The sequence below is a fragment of the Sulfuritalea sp. genome (assembly GCF_017302275.1).
GTDB lineage: Bacteria > Pseudomonadota > Gammaproteobacteria > Burkholderiales > Rhodocyclaceae > Sulfuritalea.
In genome coordinates this window covers 40,623-62,137 of the sequence record NZ_JAFLDR010000016.1, presented here as the reverse complement: position 1 = coordinate 62,137, position 21,515 = coordinate 40,623, and the positions used below count along the sequence as shown (strand labels likewise).

18 protein-coding genes are annotated in these 21,515 nt (G+C 65.9%); 15 read left to right on the top strand and 3 right to left on the bottom strand.

The window, feature by feature from the left end:
• Window positions 1-24: 24 nt before the first annotated feature.
• The 7 genes from J0M27_RS10755 to J0M27_RS10725 all read left to right on the top strand — a co-directional run bounded on the left by J0M27_RS10755 (window position 25) and on the right by J0M27_RS10725 (window position 5,576).
• A complete protein-coding gene (locus J0M27_RS10755; RefSeq protein ID WP_294991116.1) occupies window positions 25-1,950 on the top strand; it encodes an ATP-binding cassette domain-containing protein in 1,926 nt (641 codons plus the stop codon).
• Window positions 1,951-2,041: 91 nt separating this feature from the next.
• Window positions 2,042-2,317 (top strand): hypothetical protein, encoded by a 276-nt coding sequence (locus J0M27_RS10750; protein ID WP_294991113.1) that lies wholly within the window; start codon window positions 2,042-2,044, stop codon window positions 2,315-2,317.
• Complete coding sequence (locus J0M27_RS10745; RefSeq protein ID WP_294991110.1) at window positions 2,236-2,766, top strand: reverse transcriptase-like protein; 531 nt, start codon at window positions 2,236-2,238, stop codon at window positions 2,764-2,766. Before J0M27_RS10750 ends, J0M27_RS10745 begins: the two co-directional genes overlap by 82 nt.
• Before the next feature lie 70 nt (window positions 2,767-2,836).
• Complete coding sequence (locus J0M27_RS10740; RefSeq protein WP_294991108.1) at window positions 2,837-3,271, top strand: hypothetical protein; 435 nt, start codon at window positions 2,837-2,839, stop codon at window positions 3,269-3,271.
• A gap of 236 nt (window positions 3,272-3,507) precedes the next feature.
• Window positions 3,508-3,792, top strand: a complete 285-nt coding sequence (locus tag J0M27_RS10735; RefSeq protein WP_294991106.1) for a GIY-YIG nuclease family protein — start codon at window positions 3,508-3,510, stop codon at window positions 3,790-3,792.
• A 13-nt stretch (window positions 3,793-3,805) separates the two neighbouring features.
• A complete protein-coding gene (locus J0M27_RS10730) occupies window positions 3,806-4,624 on the top strand; it encodes an alpha/beta hydrolase (RefSeq protein WP_294991103.1) in 819 nt (272 codons plus the stop codon).
• 31 nt (window positions 4,625-4,655) lie between these two features.
• The gene (locus tag J0M27_RS10725) at window positions 4,656-5,576 is read left to right on the top strand and encodes a DMT family transporter (RefSeq protein WP_294991100.1); all 921 of its coding nucleotides are present in this window, start codon (window positions 4,656-4,658) and stop codon (window positions 5,574-5,576) included.
• Window positions 5,577-5,671: 95 nt separating this feature from the next.
• Here J0M27_RS10725 and J0M27_RS10720 read toward each other — a convergent pair whose 3' ends face one another.
• The 3 genes from J0M27_RS10720 to J0M27_RS10710 all read right to left on the bottom strand — a co-directional run bounded on the left by J0M27_RS10720 (window position 5,672) and on the right by J0M27_RS10710 (window position 11,691).
• A complete protein-coding gene (locus J0M27_RS10720; protein WP_365962590.1) occupies window positions 5,672-8,509 on the bottom strand; it encodes an adenosylcobalamin-dependent ribonucleoside-diphosphate reductase in 2,838 nt (945 codons plus the stop codon).
• 378 nt (window positions 8,510-8,887) lie between these two features.
• Window positions 8,888-10,087, bottom strand: coding sequence for an acetate/propionate family kinase (locus tag J0M27_RS10715; RefSeq protein WP_294991094.1), 1,200 nt, complete (start codon window positions 10,085-10,087; stop codon window positions 8,888-8,890).
• Window positions 10,088-10,272: 185 nt separating this feature from the next.
• Complete coding sequence (locus J0M27_RS10710) at window positions 10,273-11,691, bottom strand: bifunctional enoyl-CoA hydratase/phosphate acetyltransferase (RefSeq protein ID WP_294991091.1); 1,419 nt, start codon at window positions 11,689-11,691, stop codon at window positions 10,273-10,275.
• A gap of 881 nt (window positions 11,692-12,572) precedes the next feature.
• Here J0M27_RS10710 and J0M27_RS10705 point away from each other — a divergent pair.
• The 8 genes from J0M27_RS10705 to J0M27_RS10670 all read left to right on the top strand — a co-directional run bounded on the left by J0M27_RS10705 (window position 12,573) and on the right by J0M27_RS10670 (window position 21,379).
• On the top strand, window positions 12,573-14,651 hold the full coding sequence (locus J0M27_RS10705; RefSeq protein ID WP_294991088.1) for a hypothetical protein: 2,079 nt from the start codon (window positions 12,573-12,575) through the stop codon (window positions 14,649-14,651).
• Window positions 14,652-15,225: 574 nt separating this feature from the next.
• Window positions 15,226-15,540, top strand: a complete 315-nt coding sequence (locus tag J0M27_RS10700; protein ID WP_294991086.1) for a DUF2282 domain-containing protein — start codon at window positions 15,226-15,228, stop codon at window positions 15,538-15,540.
• Between the two features lie 23 nt (window positions 15,541-15,563).
• Window positions 15,564-16,457 (top strand): DUF692 domain-containing protein, encoded by an 894-nt coding sequence (locus J0M27_RS10695; RefSeq protein ID WP_294991083.1) that lies wholly within the window; start codon window positions 15,564-15,566, stop codon window positions 16,455-16,457.
• Complete coding sequence (locus J0M27_RS10690) at window positions 16,454-17,239, top strand: DNA-binding domain-containing protein (RefSeq protein WP_294991081.1); 786 nt, start codon at window positions 16,454-16,456, stop codon at window positions 17,237-17,239. The genes J0M27_RS10695 and J0M27_RS10690 overlap by 4 nt, the downstream gene beginning before the upstream one ends.
• Window positions 17,236-17,772 carry a DoxX family protein gene (locus J0M27_RS10685; RefSeq protein ID WP_294991078.1) on the top strand — a complete coding sequence of 179 codons (537 nt, stop codon included), beginning with the start codon at window positions 17,236-17,238 and terminating at the stop codon, window positions 17,770-17,772. Before J0M27_RS10690 ends, J0M27_RS10685 begins: the two co-directional genes overlap by 4 nt.
• Before the next feature lie 43 nt (window positions 17,773-17,815).
• Window positions 17,816-18,385, top strand: coding sequence for a VTT domain-containing protein (locus tag J0M27_RS10680; RefSeq protein WP_294991076.1), 570 nt, complete (start codon window positions 17,816-17,818; stop codon window positions 18,383-18,385).
• A 13-nt stretch (window positions 18,386-18,398) separates the two neighbouring features.
• Complete coding sequence (locus J0M27_RS10675; RefSeq protein WP_294991073.1) at window positions 18,399-20,549, top strand: bifunctional TVP38/TMEM64 family protein/FAD-dependent oxidoreductase; 2,151 nt, start codon at window positions 18,399-18,401, stop codon at window positions 20,547-20,549.
• Window positions 20,550-20,551: 2 nt separating this feature from the next.
• Window positions 20,552-21,379, top strand: coding sequence for a DUF547 domain-containing protein (locus tag J0M27_RS10670; protein WP_294991070.1), 828 nt, complete (start codon window positions 20,552-20,554; stop codon window positions 21,377-21,379).
• Window positions 21,380-21,515 lie beyond the last annotated feature (136 nt).

Here is a 21,515-nt window from a genome sequence, read left to right as displayed (position 1 = left end):
CCCCCTTTTCCCGGCTTGTTTCCCGTGCCCGTCCTGACCCTCGACAACGCCTGCCTCGCCTACGGCCATGTGGCACTGCTCGACCATGCCGCGCTGCAGATCGATGCCGGCGAGCGCGTCGGCCTGATCGGCCGCAACGGCAGCGGCAAGTCGAGCCTGCTCAAGGCGCTTGCCGGACTCGGCGCGCTCGACGACGGCCTGCTCTGGCGCCAGCCCGGCCTCTCGGTCGCCTACGTGCCGCAGGAGCCGGAATTCGCCAGCCACGACACGGTGTTCGATGCTGTCGCCGCGGGCCTGGGCGAGGTGGCGCGGGTACTGGCCGAATACCATGAGGTCACCCATAAAGTCGGCGCTGGTGACACGGCGACCCTGGATCGCCTGGAGCATCTGCAGGCGCAACTCGAAGCCAACGACGGCTGGACCCTGAATTCGCGCGTCGAGCAGGCCATATCGCGCCTGGCGCTGGACGGCGATGCGCGCGTCGACGCGCTCTCCGGCGGCGGCAAGAAGCGCGTCGCGCTGGCCCGCGCGCTGGTGGCGGAGCCGGACCTGCTGCTGCTCGACGAACCGACCAACCACCTCGATGTCGACGGCATCCTCTGGCTGGAGGACCTGCTGCGCGGCTATGCCGGCGCAATCATGGTGATCACCCACGATCGGATCTTCCTCGACGGCGTGGCGACGCGCATCGTCGAGCTGGATCGCGGCAAGCTGGTCTCGTTTCCAGGGCGTTTCGCCGCCTACCAGGAACGCAAGGAATTCATGCTCAACGAAGAGGCGCTGGCCAATGCGCGTGCCGACAAGATGCTGGCGCAGGAGGAGGTCTGGATCCGCAAGGGCGTCGAGGCGCGGCGCACGCGCAGCGTCGGTCGCGTCCAGCGCCTGGAACAGCTGCGTGCGGCGCGGGCGGCGCGGCGCGAGCAACTGGGCAAGGTGGACTTCAAGGTGGTGCGTGGCGATGCTTCCGGCAAGCTGGTGGCCGAACTTGAGGATGTCTCGAAGCGCTATGTGACAACAGCGGGCGCCAAGACCGTGGTCAAGGACTTTTCCTGCCGCATCCAGCGCGGCGACAAGGTCGGCCTGGTCGGGGCCAACGGCACCGGCAAGACCACGCTGCTGCGCCTGATCCTCGGCGAACTGCAGCCGGACGCCGGACAGGTACGCCTGGGCAGCAGGATCGAGGTCGCCTATTTCGACCAGTTCCGCAGCCAGCTCGATCCCGAGGCTCCGCTGTGCGAGATCATCAGCCCCGGCTCCGACTACGTCGAGATCGGCGGTTCGAAGAAGCACGTGATCGGCTATCTCGAAGACTTCCTGTTCGCGCCGCAGCGCGCCCGCTCGCCGGTCAAGTCGCTCTCCGGCGGCGAGCGCAACCGCCTGCTGCTGGCGCGCCTCTTCGCGCGCCCGGCCAACGTGCTGGTGCTCGACGAGCCGACCAATGATCTCGACATCGAAACCCTGGAACTGCTCGAAGCCCTGCTGCAGGACTACAGCGGCACGGTCTTCCTCGTCAGTCACGATCGCGCCTTCCTCGACAACGTGGTGACGCAGACCATCGCGGCCGAAGGCGGCGGCCGGTGGAAGGAATATGTCGGCGGCTACAGCGACTGGCTGCGGCAGCGGCCGGCGGCGGTGGCGGCGCGTTTCGATGCCACCGGAGGTCCCGACCTTCGCGGTACCGCAAGAGTCGGCGCCGGCGACACGGCGCCGGCAAAGCCGGCAGCGGGCAAGAGGCTCAGCTTCAAGGAGCAGCGCGAACTCGATCAATTGCCCGCGCGCATAGCCGCACTGGAAGCCGAGCAGGCCGCGCTGCACGGCCGCCTCGCCGATCCGTCCTTCTATCTGGAAGCCGCTGATTTGCAGCGTCAGGCACAGGACCGGCTTGCCGCCGTCGATGCCGAAATCGACGCCGCATTGCAGCGCTGGGAAGCGCTCGAAGCCAAGGCCTGAAAGCTGGCCCCGAAAAGACGGTTTTTTCCGTGGCTCGTGCGCCGGTCACGGCGGATAGGCTTGCCCCGTCGGATAGGCAAGGGAGGCGCATGTGGTCGTCATCAACGGCAAACGAACTACCGCGATCGTGATTCGCAACCGGGGCGACAGCGTTACCCTGGTGCCGATGAGGAGCGGCCGACTCTCGGCCAAGACCGTGGGATTCGACGAGTTCCGCCGCGACTGGAAGGAGACCGGCTACGCGCTGTCGCAGGCCATGACCACTTTTCTCGCCCACATCGTGAAGTGGGGCGCTTCGCTGGAAGTGGTGAAGGGCCTCGAAAAGCTCGCGGCGCGCGATCGCTTCGTGGTCGGCAGTCTTTTCTAAGGCCCGACATCGAGCCGCTCTGGCAGGCCTGGTGCGATGGGTCGGCGCTGCCCAATCCGGGGAAGATCGGCATCGGCGTGGTCCTCGTCGCCCCGGACGGGACCCGGAAGGAAAACTCATCGCTGACCGGCGCTCACGGCTGCAACAACGAAGCCGAACTGCATGCGCTGTGCGCCGCGCTGGAACTGGCGGCTGCGGCGGGCGTCTGCCGCCTGCGGTTGCATAGCGACAGCGATGTCGCGCTGCGTTATGCGCGCGTGCCCGCGGCGACGCGGATCGAGCGCCTGTCATTGCTCGCGCTGCGGGCCGGCGAGCTCCTGCGGCCATTCGTGGACGTGGAGTTGGTCTGGATTCCGCGCCATCGCAACGCCGAGGCGGATCGCCTTTCGCGGCTGGCGCTGGGCCTGCCCGCGGTGGTCGCCCTGAAGGCGGGCCGGCGGCGGCGCTGATCGCCGCAGGTTTCGGCATGGTGGGTGGTTTCCGCTATGATCCGCGGGCCTCGTACAAAGGAGTTAAGGCTTGGGAATACTCACGCAAATCGTTGCCGCCGAGGAAGACGAATGTGTCGCCATCGGCGAATCCCTGCGTCCGCTGGAAGAGTGGAGCGGCATCGAGCGGCGCGGCATCGACACCGCCAAGATCGCCACGCTGCACTGCCTGCTTACCGGCGAGGAGTTCGACCTGGCGATCAGCACCTATGAGCCGGTCCATGTCGGCGGCGAGGGGGCGGTGGTGCTGCGCCTGGCCGATGAAGCCACCGAGCGGCTGGCGACGCTGGAGGAGGAGGCACTGGAACTCGTCGCCGCCGAACTGGCGGCCACGGAGGATTTCGAGATGGAGCACTGGGATCCCGAGGAGGTGCTGGCACTGGTCCTCGACCTGGCGGACCTGGCGCGCCTGGCCGACGCCCAGGGACAGGTGCTGTTCGTCTGGATGCATCCGCTGCTGACGTGACGCTCATGGCAGTGGGAGACACCCGCCGATGATGAAACACGCGAAAAGCGAAATAGTGGCCCGCCCCACCCATCCGCTGCGCGGCCCACGGCTGGCTTTGCACAGCCAGCCGGCTGCGGCGGCGCGACGCATGCGTCGCGAGTTGCCGCCTCGCCCCCTCGCGGGGAGGCTTCTGGTCAGCTCGCTTCGCTCGGCTACCACCCGCTGCTCCGAACGAATTGTTTCCCGCTAACTCCATGGCCGCGCCAAAAACCTGGTTCGTGTACCTGATCGAATGCGTCGATGGCAGCCTGTACACCGGCATCACGGTGGACCTGGCGGCGCGCTTCGCCGCCCACCGCGAAGGGCGCGGCGGGCACTACACGCGGGCGCATCCGCCGCTGCGCATGCTGGCCGCCGAGGCCCATGCCGACCGCTCGGCGGCGTCGAAGGCCGAACACAGCATCAAGCAGCTCAGCGCGGCGCAAAAGCGCGCCCTGGCGGCCGGCATGAGTTTGAATCCGCTTGCCACATCCGCATGATCCGAGCCATGCCATGATCGTTTTTTCGCACGCCAACAGCTATTGCGCTTCCACCTATCAACGCCTGTTCGATGGCTGGCGCGCCGCCGGCCACGAGGTCGCCGCCGTCGAGCATTTCGGCCATGACGCGCAGTTTCCCGTCGACCGGCGCTGGCAGGGCATGACGCAGCAACTGACGACGCTGATCGACGGCCTTGCGGAACCCCGCCTGTGGCTGGTCGGCCACTCGATGGGCGGCTACCTCAGCCTGCTCGCCGCCGGCCAGCGGCCGCGCCGGGTACGCGGCGTCATCGTGCTCGACGCGCCGATCATCCACGGCTGGAAGTCCGGCCTGATCAGCGTGGTCAAGGCCGCCGGCCAGATGCCGCGCGTCTCTCCGGCCGCCGGCGCGTTGCGCCGCCGCGATCGCTGGTCCGATCTAGGCGAAGTCCATAGTCATTTCGCCGCCAAGCCGATGTTCGCGCGCTGGCATCCGGCGATGCTGGATGACTACGTGCGCCACGGCACCGAGCCCGATCCGGCCGATGCCGCCGGTGCCGCGCGACGCCTCAAGTTCCGCCCCGACATCGAGGCCAGCATCTACTCCACGGTACCGCATCGCCTGGTGCCTTACCTGCGCACGCATCCGCCGGGCGGGCCGATCGCCTTCATCGCCGGCACGCGGTCGCGCGAGGTGGGGCAGGTAGGCCTCGCGGCGACGCATAAGCTGACACAGGGGCGCATCAGCTGGATCGAGGGTACGCACTTGTTCCCCTTCGAGAAGCCCGAGGAAACCACGGCGGCCGTGCTCGACTGGATCGCGCGGCTCGATCGAGCGGCAGCGGCCGCCTGAGGCGACGGCGCGGGCACGGCCCCGACCCCGCATGCATCTGTCCCCGCGCCTGGTGCTCCTGCTGATCCTGCCGCCGCTGCTGTGGGCGGGCAATGCCGTGTTCGCCCGGCTGGCGATCAACAGCATCGGCCCGCTCTGGCTCAACGCCCTGCGCTGGGGGCTGGCGCTGCTGATCCTGCTGCCGCTGGGCTGGAAGGTATTGGCGACCGCCGAGGCGCGCGCCAGGATCGGCGCACGCTGGGTCCATCTCGGCACCCTCGGCCTGATCGGCGTCGGCGCCTACAACGGCCTGCAATACGTGGCCCTGCGCACCAGCACGCCGCTCAACGTGACGCTGATCGCCGCCAGCCTGCCGCTGTGGTCGATGATTGTCGGCGCGCTCTTCTACCGCGTGCATCCGACGCGGCCGCAATCGTTCGGTGCCATGCTCTCGCTGGCCGGCGTGCTGACGGTGTTGTCGCGTGGCGACCCGGATGTCCTGCTGCGCATCCAGCCGGTCGAGGGTGACCTGCTGATGGTGCTGGCCATCATCGGCTGGGCGGTCTACAGCTGGATGCTGGCGCGGCCGCCGGCGCACATGAGCGGCGCCGCGCGGCCGGACTGGAACTGGGCCGAGTTCCTGTTCGCGCAATGCCTGTTCGGCGTGGTCATCGGCTTCGCCGCCGCCGGCATCGGCGAAGCCGTCGCACCCTCGATGACGCCCGACTGGAACTGGCGATTGGTCGCCACCATCGTCTTCATCGCCGTCGGTCCATCGGTCATCGCCTACCGCTCATGGGGACTGGCGGTAGCGGAGGCAGGGCCGGCGATGGCGGCGATCTTCTACAACCTGACACCGCTGATCGCCGCCGTGCTCTCGGTTCTGGTCATCGGCGAATGGCCCGAGGCTTACCACGGGCTGGCCTTCCTGCTGATCGTCGCCGGCATCTTCGTCGCCTCGCGGCGGAGCTGAGCAGTACAAGAGTCGGCGCTGGCGACACGGCGAAAAAAAGCCCCGGCCGCATTGCGGCTCCGGGGCTTCGGTGAAACGAAAGCGCTCCGGGTCGCTCAGCCGCAACTTCCCACCGCGCCGCAGGCGGAGCAGAAATCGCAGCCGTCCTTGCGGATGACGGTGTAATTGCCGCACTCGCTGCACAGCGAGCCCTGCATCACCTTGACGCCGCCGCTCTTCTGCTCGGGGACTTCGAGGATGCCCATTTCGCGCGTCGGGTAGCCGTTCTCGTCGAGGATGCCGAGCATGGCGTAGCGGTGCATGATCAGGCGCGCGATGTAGGCCACGGTCGAGGGCCAGTTTTGTTGCTTGCTGGAGCCGGGGACGCGGGCCATGAAATCGCCCAGCGGTTCGGCGTAGTTCAGCAGCTTGCGGAGCTTCATGCCGATCCAGGCCGGATCGAGCACGCGCATGTCGAGCGAGAGCAGGCGCGTCAGGCCATCCAGCGCGCGCGGATAATGGCCGGAGAGCCACACCGAGTAGGGCCGCGTGACGCCGTCGGGCAGGGTGATTTCCTTGAGGCCGAGCACGAATTCCTCGCTGGCCGCCGGATTCACCACGTCCACCGTCCATGACAGCGTGCCGTCGGTGCCGGTCTTGGGTTCGTCGCGGCTGAACATGCAGTCGATCACGGGCGTGGCTTCGGTGCCTTCCAGCGCGCCGAGTTTCTCGCAGCGGTAGCGCACCACCTGGGCTAGCGCGGACACCACGCCGGGGACCAGCTTGCGCTCGCCGTTGGGCGGCATCGGCAGTTCGAAGGAATCGTCGTCAGGGGTGCGGGCCAGCGCGTCGAGCTTGAGCTTGAGCCAGGCCTTGTCGTTGGCGCGCATGTCCATCGACAGGGTCTTGGCCACGGCGCCGATGCCGCGCGGCTGCTCGGCGCCATTGACCCAGACTTCGAAGGGTACGTCGCGGCCCAGGTCGTTCTCGATCTGGCCGACGAAGAGGGCGAACTCGCCGTGCGGCGCCTCGATCATGTAGGTCCAGGCGGCATTGCCGTCCGCCATGCGCGGCCGGCCGGGCCAGCGCAGGGAAGCAAGCACCGGGGCCGGCAGGGCACCGATCGACAGGCGCCGGTTGGCGTGGTCGATGGTGACGTCCTGCGGCTGCTTTTGCGCGGTTTCCGAGGCGGTCGGCGTCACCGACAGCACGCTGCCGAGTACGGAGTTGGGACGGTAGGTGGCAAGACCCTTGAGGCCGGATTTCCAGGCCACCATGTAGAGGTCCTCGAAATCCTCGTAGGGATAGTCGGCGGGAACATTCACCGTCTTCGAGATCGAGGTGTCGACGTAGGGGGCGACCGCGGCGACCATGCGCTCGTGCGCCTGGGCCGAGATTTCCAGCGCGGTGACGAAGTAGTCCGGGAGCTTCGAGATATCGCCACCCTGATGCTTGTAAAGGCGCCAGGCGTAGTCCTCGACCGCATACTCCTTGAAGGTGCCGTCGGCCATGCGCTTCTTGCGCGTGTAGGTCCAGGAGAAGGGCGGCTCGATGCCGTTGCTGGCGTTGTCGGCGAAGGCGAGGCTGATGGTGCCGGTGGGGGCGATCGACAGCAGGTGCGAGTTGCGCAGGCCGTGCTTGCGGATCGCGTCCTTGATCTCCTGCGGCAGGCGCGAGGCGAAGTTGCCGCCGGACAGGTACATGTCGGCGTTGAACAGCGGGAAGGCGCCGCGTTCCTTGGCCAGCTCCACCGAATACAGGTAGGAACGGTCGCGCATGTATTCGGAGATCCGGGTCGCCATGGCGCGCGCGGCGTCGCTGTCGTAGCGCAGCTTGAGCATGATCAGCGCGTCGCCGAGGCCGGTGAAGCCGAGCCCGACGCGGCGCTTGTTCTGCGCCTCCTTGAGTTGCTGTTCGAGCGGCCAGTGCGTGGCGTCGAGCACGTTGTCGAGCATGCGCACCGAGGTGTCGATGACGCGGCCGAAGGCGGCGAAGTCGAAGCTGGGCGTCTTGCCGAAGGCTTCCCTGACGAACAGCGTCAGGTTGATCGAGCCGAGGCAGCAGCAGCCGTAGGGCGGCAGCGGCTGTTCGGCGCAGGGGTTGGTGGCCTCGATGGTCTCGCAGTAGTAGAGGTTGTTGTCCTTGTTCATGCGATCGAGGAACAGGATGCCCGGTTCGGCGTGATCGTAGGTGGAGCGCATGATTTGCTCCCACAGGTCGCGCGCGCGCACCTTGCGATAGACCCACTGGCCGTCGCCGCGCTGGTAGGCGCCGGCGGCCTTGATGTCGGCGGAGGGCGTGGCGCGGTGGGTCAGTTCGATGTCGCCGTCGGCTTCCACGGCCTGCATGAAGGGATCGGTGACGCCGACCGAGATGTTGAAGTTGGTCAGGTCGCCGGCGTCCTTGGCGTGGATGAATTCCTCGATGTCCGGATGGTCGCAGCGCAGTACGCCCATTTGCGCGCCGCGGCGGCTGCCGGCCGATTCGACGGTCTCGCAGGAGCGGTCGAAGACGCGCATGTAGGAGACGGGGCCGGAGGCGCGCGACTGGGTGCCCTTGACGTGGGCGCCGATCGGGCGGATCGAGGAGAAGTCGTAGCCGACGCCGCCGCCGCGGCGCATGGTCTCGGCGGCCTGCAGCAGTGCAGTGTAGATGCCGGGACGGCCGTCGACGACCTCGGAGATCGAATCGCCCACCGGCTGCACGAAGCAGTTGATCAGCGTGGCGCAAAGGTCGGTGCCGGCGGCGGAGTTGATGCGACCGGCGGGGACGAAACCGTTTTCCTGGGCTTCGAGGAAGCGCGCTTCCCATTGCGCGCGCTTGTCTTCGGTTTCGATCGAGGCCAGGGCGCGGGCAACGCGGCTGCGGACATCGCGAACGTCGCGTTCAGTGCCCTTGGCGTACTTCTCGACCAGGACTTCGCCTGAAATTTCTTGCGGCAGGGGCAGGTCCATTTGCCCGGTGTACTCGTAGCTTGATGATTCCTCAGTATTATTTATTGTCGTGGTCATGGTCTCTTCCGAATGGCAGTTCCGATTAAGGTTCCAGTGAGCGCCGAAGCATAACCCCGGCTCTCGTTCGTGAAAAGTGGAAAATTTTTTATCAAACAAAAACAATGAATTACGAAAACGCCTAGTGCGACTGCCGGGTGCGCCCTACTAGATATAGTATGTTTTGTTGGTGTGAAATTGGAAGAAAAACAGCGGGATGGCGCTGCTTTTCAAGGCATGGGCTGAAGCCGGTTTGGGCCGCTTATTGCTTGAGGGCCGGCTGGCATCCCATGAAGGGGGTTGACAGACGCCACAGGCCTGGAAAAACGCGAAAGTACCTGCTCAGCCGATGAGGCCCGCCGTGTGGCGCGCGATTATCCATTCCTCGTTGGTGGGTATCACGCAAGCATCAACCCGGCTGCTTGTCGCCGAAATTTTCGCCGCGTTGGCGGCGTTTGCCGGCCCATCCAGTTCGATTCCGAGCCAGCCGAGGCTGGCGCAGACGCGTTCGCGCACCGGCGCACCGTGTTCGCCGATGCCGCCGGTGAACACCAGCGCATCCAGACCGCCCAGCGCCGCGGCCAGCGAACCGATTTCGCGCACGATGCGATAGCAGAACAGGTCCACCGCCTCGCGCGCCTCCGGCGCCGGGGAATCCAGCAGCACGCGCATGTCCTGGCTGATGCCGGAAACGCCGAGCAGGCCGGATTCCTTGTAGAGCAGCCGGGTCAGCGCGGCGACGTCCATCTTGCGGTAATCCATCAGATAGAGCAGCACGCCGGGATCGAGGTTGCCGGTGCGGGTGCCCATCATCAGGCCATCGACGGCGGTGAAGCCCATGGTCGAGGCCTGGCTGCGGCGTCCCCGCATGGCGCACATCGAGGCGCCGTTGCCGAGGTGGGCGACGACCACGCGACCATCGGCGCGTTCGTCGCCGAGGTGTTGCGGCAGCACGTCGGCGATGTATTCGTAGGACAGGCCATGGAAGCCATAGCGCCTCACGCCTTCGGCGGTGATCGCGCGCGGCAGCGCGAAGAGTTGCGCCACCTCCGGCTGGCTGCGGTGGAAGGCGGTATCGAAGCAGGCCACCTGGGGCAGGCCGGGCGATGCCGAACGCATCGCGTCGATGCCTGCCAGGTTGTGCGGCTGGTGCAGAGGCGCCAGCGGGATGAAGCCGCGCAGCGCGGCGATCATCGCGTCGTCGAGCACCACCGGCCTGGAGAACTGCTGCGCGCCATGCACCACGCGGTGGCCGACGCCGGCGATGCGCCAGCCGGCCTCGTGTCGGTGCAGCCAGCCGACGAGGTGGCGCAACGCCGCCTGGTGCGGCGTCAGGGCCGGGCCGTCGAGGTCGAGGTCGGCGTCGTCCAGGGTCCTGCCCGCGGCATCCTTTGCCTTCAGGTGCGCCGCCTGGCCGGCGGCGCCGATGCCGTCGATCTGGCCGACCAGCACCGGCTGCCGCGGAATGGTGGCTTCCCGCGCGAACAGCGCGAACTTGATCGAGGACGATCCGGCGTTGAGGGTCAGGATTCCATCAGCCATGGTGGGTTGCCGCTAGTCGAGGTGAGGGAAACTGATCGGCGCGCCAAGCCATCATCGAGCGCAGCGAGCCGATCAGTAGCCTCCCCGCGAGGGGAGGATGGGAGGGGCGGGCCCATTTTCTAGCCCGCTGCGTGACGGAAGTGCGATTTGTCATGCAGTTGTGTGGCTCGTCGAAACCATGGGCGTCAAGCCTTCTTGCGCTTGGCGTGGGCCATGACCATCGCCACCGCGGTGGAGGCGGTGCGGGTTTCGGCGGAGTCGGCGCGGCTGGTGAGCACGATCGGCACCCGGGCGCCGAGCACGATGCCCGAGGTCAGCGCATCGGCGAGGTATTCCAGTTGCTTGGCCAGCATGTTGCCCGATTCGATGTCCGGCACCAGCAGGATGTCGGCCTGGCCGGCCACCGCCGACTTGATGCCCTTGGTGCGCGCGGCGACCACCGAGATCGCGTTGTCGAAGGCCAACGGGCCGTCAAGCAGGCCGCCGGTGATCTGGCCGCGGTCGGCCATCTTGCACAGCGCGGCGGCGTCGAGCGTGGCCTGCATCTTGAGGTTGACGGTTTCCACCGCGGCGAGGATCGCCACCTTGGGATCGGCGATCTTCAGCATGCGCGCCAGGTCGATGGCGTTCTGCACGATGTCGACCTTGGTTTCCAGGTCGGGCGCGACGTTGACCGCCGCGTCGGTGATGAACAGCAGGCGCGGATAGGTCGGCACGTCCATCAGGAACACATGGCTGATGCGCCGTTCGGTGCGCAGGCCGGTCGCCTTGTCCACCACTTCGCTCATCAGTTCGTCGGTGTGCAGCGAGCCCTTCATCAGCGCTTCGACCTGGCCTTCGCGTGCCAGCGACACCGCCACTTCGGCGGCCGCATGGCTGTGGGCGACGTTGATCAGGGTGCAGCCGTACAGGTCGAGCGCGTTGGCTTCGGCGATCTGGCGGATTTTCTCCTCGGGCCCGACCAGGGTCGGCACGATCAGGCCGCGATCTCGCGCCAGCAGCGCGCCCCGCAGCGACTCGGTATCGCAGGGGTGGGCCACCGCCATCGAGATCGGCGTCAGGCCGCGCATGATTTCCAGCAGGTGCTCGAAGCGCGCCTTGCGCGTTTCCGACAGCTTGAAATCGGGCAGGTTGGCCTTGAGGCGCTTGACCTTCTCGGTCGGCGCCAGCACTTCCGCCGTGCCGGTGATGACCTTCTGTCCGTCCTGATTGACGCAGAGGCAGTCGAACACCATGTGGTGGTTGCGCGGGAATTTCTTCTCGCAGGTGACGGTCACCGTCAGCGTATCGCCGACCCGCACCGGCTGCGCGAAGTGCAGCGTCTGATCCTTGTAGACCGTGCCCGGGCCGGGAAACTGGGTTCCCAGCACGTTGGAAATCAGCGCGCCACCCCACATGCCGTGGGCGATCACCTCGCGCAGCATCGACGAATTCGCGTATTCCGGATCGACGTGCGAGGGATTGATGTCCCCCGACATGATGGCGTACATCTGGATGTCCTCGTGGCGCAGCGTGCGCACCAGGGTCGCGCTGTCGCCGACGCTGATCTCGTCGAAGGTGCGATTCTCGATGTACTCCGAATTGGCGGGCTGGAACGCGTTCATGGGGGTGCTCCAAAAGCAAACATGAACATCATAGCGCTTGCTTGCTGCGATGCAATAAGTAGTTCTACGGGGGGCGTTCGTGGGTGGGCGTGGCTGCTGGCGGCGAATCCGGCGCTGCGGAATTTGCAACCACGTCCTGCCGCAGGGCGGGCAAGTAGCGGCCGCACTCATACTTGATCCTGCCGAAACAGGGCGAATAGCGCCGTGTCGCCAGCGACCGAAGGAAGTCCCTGTGGGGCGCCGACTATTGAGGGCGGCGGTGCGTCGATGACTTGCGGGTTGGTGGGGTTGAAGCGGAGTCGTGGGTGCTTATGCGGAAGCGGCATTAGCGGACCTCGCCGACGGGCGGGGCGTAGCGTCGAGAAGTAAGCAATGCAGCGCGAGCGGTCATTCAGCTTCGAAGTCCCGCCGAGTACAGTCGGCAAGGACCAGCTGGTGGCGCCGTTTCTCCATTGGTCACTCGTTTGGCTCAATTAATCGGAACCGGTCATCGAATCGGCGGTGCTGAATTCGTTAGCCCGTCGCTCAAATCGACACCACATTCATCGCCTCCAATGGCTCTCCAGATATGGGTTTCCAGGTCGCGGAGTTCGTTTTGACGGGCCACTCCTGAATTAAACTCCGGTGCCATCTCCATATAAACATTTGATGCCGGAATGCTGCATTGCGGTGCTTTCCGCTCAATGCGCCAGAGTACCCGTTCGGCCGTGCATGCTGCTTCGCACAACGAATATCGCTTCTGTCATAGTGTAGTTCTGGGTTCAAGCAGGTCAGCTATTGCTTCGGATTGATCGTGGGCGTACGGTGCGGTTCTGTCGCAAAGTTTACGCGTCGGCGAAAATGACGTATGCACCAGGGTGGAAGGTACTGCCACATGTGGCTTGAATTTCCTATCCTTTGATCTCATGAACAAAGCTTGCCGGCAAGCCATCCTGAGCCCGCTGTGCTTTCCTGTGTTCCTGACGGCCGTGACCATTTCCGGCGCGCTCGGGCAGCAACTGGAACGCGTTATCCCTCGAGAGCACGCACAGGAGCGGGGGCAGAGGGCCCCGGCGGGTCAGATCGATGCCGCCTTCACCTGGCGCCGTCCCGCGCGCTACGGACTCGATCTGAACAACAACGGGATCATCGATCTGCCGAACAGTTTCGAGTACACGCACAACCTGCCCTCGTGGAACCCGCAGGGCTGTTCCTGCGTCGCGGACGACTGCGAGAACGGCGCCCCACAGTTCCGCGTCATTCTGGATACCTCGGCAACCAGCTATCCACCGATCGTGCCGTTGCGTCCCGAGCAGCCCGCCCCTGCCATGCCGGCCTCAGGCGCTTTTGAGCCCGTCACCGACCCGGCGATCGAATATGCTCGGATGCGCGTGCGGATGCGCCAGACCAGCTGGAAGATCGAAGGGGCTGCGCTTGTTCCGCCGCTGGAGCTGCCCCCTACCCTTCACGGGGCGCCCTACACAACGGACGTGTGCCTGCCCGAGGGGGACTACTCGATCACGCTGACCGCCGTGGATAACTACACCGGACAGTCGGATGTCGTACGACGCGTCATATCGGTTGAGGATCTGTTCATTGTGCAGCTCGGCGATTCGTACGGTTCTGGCGAAGGCACACCGGAGCGACGGATCGTTTCGAATCTGGAACTTGTCGCAGGTCGTCAGAATACACATGCCAACCGCGAATGGGCACGCACTCAACTTCGCGACGAACATAGAAGGGGATTCTCGTTCACCCTCTGGGCTGATGACGGTCGACACTACCCAGAGGTCGTGGTCGAAAACAACACGGCGGTCGTCCTCGCCGGTGTTGGCACACCTGTCAAGATGACTGCGCGGCTACCGGACTTCAGTCAGTTCTCGTCGACACATAAGCAGCACTATCGCTCGCATCGGTCGAGTTTCACGGCCAGTTCGCAACTTGCGCTGGAGCTTGAGCAGAGCAGCGACAAGTCCTCCGTCACCTACGTCAACCTCGCGATGTCCGGCGCAAGGCTCAGCAGCGGCCTTCTCGGGCCCTACGGTGGCGTCAAGACCGCTCGCTTCCATGACGCCGCCGACCCCTTGCCCGGCCAGTTGAAGCAGTTGAAGGACATCGCGGGTAAGCGTCGGATCGATGCGCTCATCATCACGGCGGGCGGCAACGATGCAGGGTTCGCCAACGCTGCGGCAGGCCTAGTCATGCGGGACGGGTTCTATCGGTACATTGTGAATTTTGAAAAGATCGAGCATGGCGTGAAGACCGGAGACTGGGCCGAGGTCGAAAACTCGATTTCATTCTTTTCTTGGATAGCCGACTGGAGCGACCTGCTCGGCGGTCTCAACGGCATCGGGAACTCGTACGCCTTGGTCAAGGCCGATCTGGTGGCCAGGCAAATCCAGGCGCCCAACGTCTATCTTGTCGAGTACCCAAACTTCGGCATGATGGACCATCCACCGAGAACGCTGTTGGGTATGACCTTGGGAGGCGGGCTGGCCGAGTGCGAGCAGATCCTCAACTCGATTGCGCCCAACCTCGCGCCGGGCGGCCTGGAGGCGAATGCGGAGGAGTTGCGGTGGGCCGCGCGGAACGTGCTGACGCCGTTGAACAATGCCGTGCAGCAGGCTGCCGCGGCCAACGGCTGGGCCTATATCGGGGGCATCCGCGATGCAATGGAGCCGCATGGAGCCTGTGCCTGGGAGCCCTACGACGCCGATGATTTCGCGCCGGGGCACCCCGTCGCCGAGCGACTGCATGAGCCCAGGATGCGCTGGTTCCGCCGGGAACGGGAAGCTGCGACCATCGAAAACACCGGACCGGACAAGGCGACGGGCACAATCCACCCCAACGAGTTCGGACACAAGGCCGTCAAGAACATCATGGCGATGAATATCGCGTGGCCAGTCGTCAAGGACCACGCGTCACTGGTGGTGCCGCCTCGCCGCGCGGACGAGAGGATGGAGGGCCAACGGCCGCGCTAGCTAACTGAGCGTGCAGCCCCTGCATTTGGTCCCGGGCCACGGGCCGTGTCTTCATCACTGCCTGGGCCGCACTGGCAGGCATCGCCATCGTTGCCGCCGTTCCTCCAGTGGGTGCCTATGCGGGTGTGCAGGGGTGAACGGCAGCTCTACGGCAATGAGATCAGGATGGCGGATGTATCCTCGGGGCACCTAGGCGTCAGTCACCCCGAAATTCTGAGTGTCTCTTCCCAGCCTGAGGGGGAGCGCGACCAGGATCGACGAGTATCGCCCGGGGCGGTTAGCCCGCCATCGCCGCCTCCCGCCGCCATCCCCGCTACCAATCGCCGTATTGCCAGCGCCGACTTTCAAGGGCGCCGTGCCCATGTACCCCGCACGCGTCCCGTAGCTCCTCCGGCCTTGCGGGACAGCTCCCACCCGCAGCCGGCGACCCGGCCGACGCCGCCCGGACCGGCCCCGCCGAAATAATACTTGAAGCTGTAAGGATTCCATTTCCTGCCCGACTCACGGAGCAGCAGGGCGGCTTTCGCGCCTGCACGGAGCAATCCGCATCCCCCAGTCCATCAAGGAGATCATCATGAACAAAACCCTTTCCGCCGCTTCCCTCGCGCTTGCCTTCGGTGCCGCCATGGGCATCGCCGCCGCGCCCGCCATTGCCGCTTCGCATGGCGGCGCCATGAAGGCGGAGACCGAAAAGTGCTACGGCGTGGCATTGAAGGGCAAGAACGACTGCAAGGCGGGCGCCGGCACCACCTGCGCCGGAACCTCGAAGACCGACTATCAGGGCAATGCCTGGTCGATGGTACCCAAGGGTACTTGCGAGAAGACCATGTCCAAGACCTCGCCGACCGGCAACGGGCAACTGGCGGAGTTCAAGGAAAAGAAGGCCTGACCGGTTGCCTCGGGACGCATGCCGTGCGGTCCGCAACGAGCCGTTTGCCGGCGCGCAAGCACCGATCCCTGCCCGCAAGGGCGGGGATCGGGCTCAAGCCCGAGCACTTCCGCGACATCCTCGACACGTTGCCGGACATCGGCTTCTTTGAAATCCATGCCGAGAACTACATGGTGGACGGCGGCCCCTTCCACCATTACCTGACGCGCATCCGCGAGCGCTATCCGTTGTCGATCCACGGCGTCGGGCTTTCGATCGGTGGCGAGGGGCCGCTTGACGAGGCCCACCTCGAACGACTCGCGGCCTTGCTCGATCGCTACCAGCCCGAATCCTTTTCCGAGCACCTGGCCTGGTCCAGCCATGGCGGCAACTTCTACAGCGACCTGCTGCCGGTGGCCTACGACGCCGCCACGCTGGATCGCGTCTGCGCGCACATCGGCCGCGTCCAGGATCGCCTCAAGCGCCACATGCTGCTGGAAAACCCCGCCACCTATGTCGAATTCGCCGCGTCGACGCTGGCCGAAACGGATTTCATCGGCGAGGTGGTGCGCCGCAGCGGCTGCGGCCTGCTGCTCGATGTGAACAATGTCCATATTTCCTGCACCAACCATGGCCGCAATGCGCGCGACTACATCGGCGCCCTGCCGCTAGCTGCGGTGGCGCAGATCCACCTCGCCGGCTTTGCCGAGGACACCGATGCCGCCGGTGCGCCGCTCTTGATCGACAGCCATGGCGCGCCGGTGGCCGAAGTCGTGTGGGCGCTGTATTGCCATGCCCTGGACCTGACCGGGCCGCTGCCGACCCTGATCGAGCGCGACAACGACATACCGGCGCTGCCGGTGCTGCTGGCCGAGGCGCGCCAAGCGGAACGCATCCTGGAGCGGCTGCTTCCTGCCGCGCGCGGGGTCGCGGCGTGAGCGGCCCGGCCGTATTTGCTGAAGCCCTGCTGGCGCCCGCTGCGGCGTGCCCGCCTGGCCTGACGACCTGGAACGGGTCGGCGCCGGACAAGCGCTTCGCGGTGTATCGCAACAATGTCATCGTCGGCCTGGTCGATGCGCTGGCGGACAGTTTCCCGGTGACGCAGGCGATGGTCGGCGAGGACTTCTTCCGTGCCATGGCGCGCGAGTTCGTGCGCGCACAGCCGCCGCGCTCGCCGGTGCTGGCGCTGTATGGCGACGGATTCCCCGGCTTCATCGGGAATTTTCCGCCGGCCGCCGGGCTGCCCTACCTGGCCGACCTCGCGCGCCTCGAATACCTGCGTGTAAGGTCCTGGCACGCGGCCGACGTCGACGCCGTCACCTCGGAACGCATCGCCGCCGTGCTGGCCGAGCCGGAAGGCCTGCCGGATTCGCTGCTTTCGCTGCATCCGGCGCTGTTCGCGCTGCCGTCGGAGCATGCCGTGGTTTCACTGTGGGCCGCGCACCAGGCGGAGTCGCCGGCGCTGGCGCTGGCTGCCGTCGATCCGGCGCGGGCCGAGTCGGCGCTGCTTTGTCGCATCGGACTGGAAGTCGAAATCCGGCGCGTCGGGCACGGCACGGCGCTTTTCATCGGCCTGCTGCAACAGGCCGCCACCTTTGCCGCGGCGACCGCCGAGTCGATGGCTGCGGATGCGGATTTCGACCCGGTGACGACGCTGGCCCTGCTGATCCGCTGCGGCGCGATCACCGGCATCACCACCCCGAGGAGGACCGACGCATGAACACGCTAGCTACAGCCAGCGCCGCCGGAGGCGCCTGCCCCTTGCCGGTCCGCCTGCTACGCGCCGGCATCGCCGCGCTGCAACGCATTCCGGACGACGCGATCGCCTTGCTCGGCCGCTTTTCGATTGCCGCGGTCTTCTGGAAATCCGGCCAGACCAAGGTGCAGGGCTTTGCCATCGACATTGTCAATGGCGAGTTCCAGCTCGGCCTGCCCCAGCTTTCGGATTCCGTGGTGGCGCTGTTCCGCGAGGAATACAAGCTGCCACTGCTGCCGCCCGAACTCGCCGCGCCCATGGCGGCCTTTGCCGAACACCTGTTTCCGCTGCTGATCCTGATCGGCCTGGCCACGCGCTTTTCGGCGCTGGCGCTGCTGGTGATGACGGCGACGATACAACTGCTGGTGTATCCGGATGCCTACCCGACCCATGGCGTCTGGGCGGCGGTGCTGCTGTTCCTCGTCGCCCGGGGGCCGGGGGCCGTATCGATCGACCACCTGATAGCGCGCCGCGACAATGGACATAGAATGCAGTGATCCAGGCGCGATGCCTGCCATGGCGCGCGAGACCGGAGTCCGAATGTCGCTGCTGCGAAAATACCAAAGGCTGCTAGCGGTGCTCCTGTTCCTGGCGATCCTGTACGCGGTCTTCGCGCTGACGGGCCTCAAGGAGCATTTCACCGTGGGCTTCCTGCAGCAGTTGATCCGCGACCACCCGCTGGGTGGCCTGCTGGTTTTCGTCCTGCTGTTTTCGCTGGGCAACCTGATCCAGATACCCGGCTGGCTGTTCCTCGCGGCGGCGGTGCTGGCCCTGGGGCGCGGCTCGGGCGGCCTGGCGACCTACGTCGCCGCCAGCGTTTCCTGCGTGATGACCTTCCTCGTCATCCGCTTGGTCGGCGGCGACGCGCTGCGCCGCATGGACAACCGGGTCGCCAATTACCTGCTGGGCCGGCTCGATCAACGCCCGGTTACCAGCATCGTCGTGCTGCGCATGCTGTTCCAGACGGTGCCGGCGCTCAACTACACGCTGGCGATGTCGGGGGTCCGCTTGCGGCCCTACCTGACGGGCACCTTGCTCGGCTTGCCGCTGCCGATCCTGCTGTATTGTCTGTTCTTCGACTATCTGGCCAAGGTGCTGAAGCTGCTTTAGCCCGGGAAACTCCATGTCACTGCGCAAACTCTCCTTCCTTGCCGCCGTTGCCGCGTTCATCGTGCTGTATTTCGCGCTCGACCTCGGCCGCTTTTTCAGCCTCGACGCGCTGAAGGCGCAGCAGGCGGCGCTGGATGCCTATCGCCAGGCCCATCCCTGGCTGACGGCGGCGATCTTCTTCGTCGTGTATGTCGCCGTCACTGCGCTGTCGCTGCCCGGCGCGGCGATCATGACGCTCGCCGGCGGTGCAGTATTCGGCCTGCTCTGGGGCACGGTGCTGGTGTCCTTCGCCTCCAGCCTGGGCGCGACGCTGGCCTTCCTAGCCGCGCGCTTCCTGTTGCGCGACTGGGTCAAGGCGCGCTTCGGCCCGCGGCTGGCGGCCATCGATCGCGGCGTGGAGAAGGATGGCGGCTTCTACCTGTTCACCCTCCGCCTGGTGCCGGCCTTCCCCTTCTTCATGATCAACCTGGTGATGGGCCTGACGCCGATGCGCACCTGGACCTTCTACTGGGTCAGCCAGGTCGGCATGTTCGCCGGCACCATCGTGTACGTGAACGCCGGCACGCAACTGGCCGGCATCGACAGCCTGCGCGGCATCCTCTCGCCTGCGTTGATCGGCTCCTTCGCCCTGCTCGGCATCTTCCCGCTGATCGCGAAGAAGATCGTCGACGGCGTCAAGGCAAAGAAGGTCTATGCGCGCTGGACCAAGCCGTCCAGGTTCGATCGCAACGTCGTCGTCATCGGCGGCGGCAGCGCCGGTCTTGTCACCGCCTACATCGCCGCGGCGGTCAGGGCCAAGGTGACGCTGATCGAGAAGCACAAGCTGGGCGGCGACTGCCTCAACACCGGCTGCGTGCCCTCGAAGGCGCTGATCCGCTCGGCGAAGTTCCTCTCGCATGTCGCGCGCGCCGAGGAGTTCGGATTTCGCCGTACCGCCAGCGCCGACTTTCAATTCAGCGAGGTAATGGAGCGCGTGCAGCGCGTGGTCAAGACCGTCGAGCCGCACGACTCGGTCGAACGCTACACCGGGCTCGGCGTGGACGTCATCGAAGGCAGCGCGAGAATCGTTTCGCCCTGGGAAGTCGAGTTCGTGCGCCACAACGGCGCCACCGGGAAACTCAGCACGCGCAGCATCGTCATCGCCGCCGGCGCACGCCCCTTCGTGCCGCCGATTCCCGGCATCGAGGAAGTCGGCTACCTGACCTCGGACAATGTCTGGAACCTGCGCGAACTGCCCAAACGCCTGGTGGTGCTGGGCGGCGGGCCGATCGGCTGCGAGCTGACGCAATCCTTCGCCCGCTTCGGAGCCAGGGTGACCCAGGTCGAGATGCTGCCGCGGCTGATGATCCGCGAAGACCCGGAAGTCTCCGAGCTCGTCGCCGCGCGCTTCCGCGAGGAAGGCGTCGATGTGCTGCTCAACCACAAGGCGATGCGCTTCACCACCGAGAACGGCGAGAAGACGCTGATCGCCGAACATGAAGGCAGGGAAGTGCGCATCCCCTTCGATGCCGTGCTGGTCGCGGTGGGGCGCGTCGCCAACCTCAAGGGCTACGGCCTGGAAGAGATCGGCGTGGCGGCGACGCGCACCGTCGACACCAACGAATTCCTGCAGACCACCTACCCCAACATCTACGCCTGCGGCGACGTCGCCGGGCCCTACCAGTTCACCCACACCGCCGCGCACCAGGCCTGGTATGCCGCCGTCAACGCGCTGTTCGACCCCTTCAAGAAATTCCGTACCGACTACTCGGTGATCCCCTGGGCCACCTTCACCGAGCCCGAGGTGGCGCGTGTCGGCCTCAACGAAACCGAAGCCAAGGAGAAGGGAATCGCCTACGAAGTCAGCCGCTACGATATCGACGACCTCGACCGCGCCATCGCCGACAGCGAGGCCCACGGCTTCATCAAGGTGCTGACCGTGCCGGGCAAGGACCGCATCCTCGGCGTGACCATCGTCGGTGAGCACGCCGGTGACCTCATCGCCGAGTACGTGCTGGCCATGAAGCACGGCATCGGCCTCAACAAGATCCTCGGCACCATCCACATCTACCCGACGCTCGCCGAGGCCAACAAGTACGTCGCCGGCGTCTGGAAAAAGGCGCACGCGCCGGAAGGGCTGCTCGCCTGGGTGGCGCGCTTCCATGCCTGGCGGCGGGGAGAATGAGCATGAAACTCGCACGAAACCTGTTTACCATCGCGCTGTCCGTGATGCTTCTCGCCGGCGCCTCGCTGGCGCGCGCGCAAGGCTTCGACCACTCGCACGCGGCCTGGAACGCGCTGCTGGCGAAGCACGTCAAGACTTTCGCCAGCGGCAATGCCAGCGCCGTCGATTACGCCGCGATCAAGGCCGAGCACACGGCGCTCAAGGGCTACCTCGCCGCGCTCTCGGCGGTCGGCGAAGCCGACTACGGCAAGTGGAACAAGGCCCAGCGCCTGGCCTTCCTGATCAATGCCTACAACGCTTTCACCGTCGAGCTGATCCTGAGCAAATACCCGGATATCGAATCGATCAAGGACCTCGGCTCGGTGTTCTCGTCGCCGTGGAAGAAAAAGTTCTTCACCCTGCTGGGGCAGGAGCGACATCTCGACGACATCGAGCACGGCATCATCCGCGCGCCTGGTGCCTTCGACGACCCGCGCATCCACGTCGGCGTGGTCTGCGCTTCGATCGGTTGCCCGATGCTGCGGCCTGACGCCTTCACACCGGAAAAGCTCGATGCCCAACTCGACGACGGCATGAAACGCTTCCTCGCCGACGGCACGCGCAATCGCTTCGATGCCGCCGCGGGCCGCCTGCAGGTGTCGAAGATCTTCGACTGGTACGGCAAGGATTTCGAGAAGGGCCACAAGGGCTATGACTCGCTGAAGACCACCTTCGCCCGCCACGCCGCGCAGCTCGCGGCCACACCCGAGGCGCAGGCAAGGGTGCGCAATGGCGACTACAAGCTGGAGTTCCTCGACTACGACTGGCGCCTCAACGACATCCGGAGGTAGGGAAGCGCCGATCCAGTATCCACCGTTCGGGCTGAGCTTGTCGAAGCCCCTGATCTGGCAGACTTGCGTTTCGACAGGCTCAACGCGAACGGACCAAATCAGGGTTTCCACGGTTTGCTTCGCCGCCGCCGCACGC

What these genes read in the sequence shown, in the direction of transcription:
- J0M27_RS10730 (WP_294991103.1), top strand. Translation starts at nt 3,806, where the DNA reads ATGATCGTTTTTTCGCACGCCAACAGCTATTGCGCTTCCACCTATCAA.
- J0M27_RS10675 (WP_294991073.1), top strand. Translation starts at nt 18,399, where the DNA reads ATGTCACTGCGCAAACTCTCCTTCCTTGCCGCCGTTGCCGCGTTCATC.
- J0M27_RS10700 (WP_294991086.1), top strand. Translation starts at nt 15,226, where the DNA reads ATGAACAAAACCCTTTCCGCCGCTTCCCTCGCGCTTGCCTTCGGTGCC.
- J0M27_RS10670 (WP_294991070.1), top strand. Translation starts at nt 20,552, where the DNA reads ATGAAACTCGCACGAAACCTGTTTACCATCGCGCTGTCCGTGATGCTT.
- J0M27_RS10680 (WP_294991076.1), top strand. Translation starts at nt 17,816, where the DNA reads ATGTCGCTGCTGCGAAAATACCAAAGGCTGCTAGCGGTGCTCCTGTTC.
- J0M27_RS10720 (WP_365962590.1), bottom strand. Translation starts at nt 8,509, where the DNA reads ATGGACCTGCCCCTGCCGCAAGAAATTTCAGGCGAAGTCCTGGTCGAG.
- J0M27_RS10715 (WP_294991094.1), bottom strand. Translation starts at nt 10,087, where the DNA reads ATGGCTGATGGAATCCTGACCCTCAACGCCGGATCGTCCTCGATCAAG.
- J0M27_RS10685 (WP_294991078.1), top strand. Translation starts at nt 17,236, where the DNA reads ATGAACACGCTAGCTACAGCCAGCGCCGCCGGAGGCGCCTGCCCCTTG.
- J0M27_RS10735 (WP_294991106.1), top strand. Translation starts at nt 3,508, where the DNA reads ATGGCCGCGCCAAAAACCTGGTTCGTGTACCTGATCGAATGCGTCGAT.
- J0M27_RS10725 (WP_294991100.1), top strand. Translation starts at nt 4,656, where the DNA reads ATGCATCTGTCCCCGCGCCTGGTGCTCCTGCTGATCCTGCCGCCGCTG.
- J0M27_RS10710 (WP_294991091.1), bottom strand. Translation starts at nt 11,691, where the DNA reads ATGAACGCGTTCCAGCCCGCCAATTCGGAGTACATCGAGAATCGCACC.